This window comes from Pseudomonas sp. E6002, from assembly GCF_013385565.1.
In the GTDB taxonomy this organism is placed as follows: Bacteria; Pseudomonadota; Gammaproteobacteria; order Pseudomonadales; family Pseudomonadaceae; genus Aquipseudomonas.
Map to the genome: position 1 here is coordinate 1 of NZ_JACAPT010000069.1, position 1807 is coordinate 1807.

Below are 1807 nucleotides of genomic sequence, written 5' to 3' on the forward strand. Positions count from 1 at the left end.
CCGTTGCGGATCGGCGACGATGCCTTGCAGCAAGTTCAGCCAGTGAGCGGCCATACGCTGTGCAGTGCTTGCGTCGAACAGGTCGGTGGCGTAAGTGAGGGTTGCACTGAGCTCGCCGTCGGCGTCCAGGGTGTCGAGGGTCAAGTCGAACTGGGCGGTACGGCTTTCCCACTCCTGGGCCTTGATCACCAGCCCCGGCAGTTGCGGGATGGCTTGGCGGCCGGCGCTCTGGTGGTTGTACAACACCTGGAACAACGGGCTATGGCTCAGGTTGCGCTCAGGGCGCAAGGCTTCGACCAATTGCTCGAACGGTAGGTCCTGATGCGCCTCGGCGCCCAGTGCCGCCGTCTTGACCTGTTGCAGCAGTTCGCTGAACCGCTGCTGCGGATCGACTTCAGCCTTGAGCACCTGGGTATTGACGAAGAACCCGATCAGGCCTTCGGTCTCGACCCGGTTGCGGTTGGCAATCGGTACGCCCACGCGGATGTCCGACTGGCCGCTGTAACGGTGCAGCAGGCCCTGGAACGAAGCCAGCAACAGCATGAACAGGCTGCAACCTTCACCCAGCGCCAGTTGCCGCAGCTGTTGGCCCAATGCCTGCGGTAACTGGACGGCCAGACGGGCGCCGGCAAAGCTCTGGCGTGCCGGTCGCGGACGGTCCGCAGGCAGCTCCAGCAATGGCTGTTCAGCGCCGAGGACGTTGGTCCAGTAAGCCAGCTGCCGCTCACGCTCACCGGCGTCCATCCATTGGCGTTGCCACACCGCGTAATCGGCATACTGGATCGGTAACTCCACCGGTTCAACCGATCCACCCTGGCTATAGGCGGCATAACGCTCAATCAGTTCCTGCACCAGCACCTGCATCGACCAGCCATCGGAGACGATGTGATGCTGGGTCAGCACCAGCACCTGTTCATCGTCGGCCACCTGCAGCAGCCCGACCCGCAGCAGCGGACCGTTCTGCAGGTCGAACGGCCGGCTGATCTGATCGCGAACAAACGCCTGGATCTGCTCGGCCTGGTTGGCCGAGGTCAGGTCGAGAAACTGCGGCGTCAGCAGCGGACCGGACTCGGCATGGATAACCTGGAACGCACGCTCGTCCTTCTGGACAAAGGTCGTGCGCAAACTCTCGTGACGCTGCACCAGTGCGCTTAAGCTGCGTTGCAACGCCTTCAAATCCAGGTGGCCATGAATCCGTAGCGCCGCAGGGATGTGGTACGCCGCACTGGAGGGTTCCATTTGCCAAAGGAACCACTGGCGTTGCTGGGCGTAGGACAAGGGCAACGGTTGATCACGCGGCACCCTTGGAATGCGCGCAGGCATCGCCGCCTGGATTGGCTCAAGCGCAGCCACGCAAGCCTTGAGGCTGGCATTTTCGAACAGCTTGCGCAGTTGCAGGTTCATGCCGAGGTGTTGGCGGATGCGCGACACCATCTGTGTAGCCAGCAATGAATGGCCACCCAGTTCGAAGAAGTTGTCGGTGAGACCAACCCGCTCCAGTTTCAGCACGTCTTGCCAGACGGTTGCGATTTGCTGTTCCAGCGCGCTTTGCGGAGCCACGTATTCGTGCTGTACCTGGCTTGCGTCCGGCTGCGGCAGGGCCTTGCGGTCGAGCTTGCCGTTGGCGGTCAGTGGCCATTCATTCAGGAACAGCAGGTGCGTCGGTACCATGTAGTCCGGCAGGTCCGCTTTCAACTGCGCCTTGAGGGCGCCTGCATCCTCGGCACCTTGCGCCGGGATCACGTAAGCCACCAATTGCTGGCCGTTCAGCCCTTCCTGGGCCAAGACCACGGCTTCGCGCACCGCC

Annotated in this window: 1 protein-coding gene; it reads right to left on the bottom strand. The window is 62.5% G+C overall.

Translation table 11 applies throughout. From position 1 onward, the window contains the following. A partial coding sequence (locus HX815_RS31435; protein ID WP_256351193.1) for a condensation domain-containing protein occupies positions 1–1807 on the bottom strand: 1807 nt, incomplete at both ends.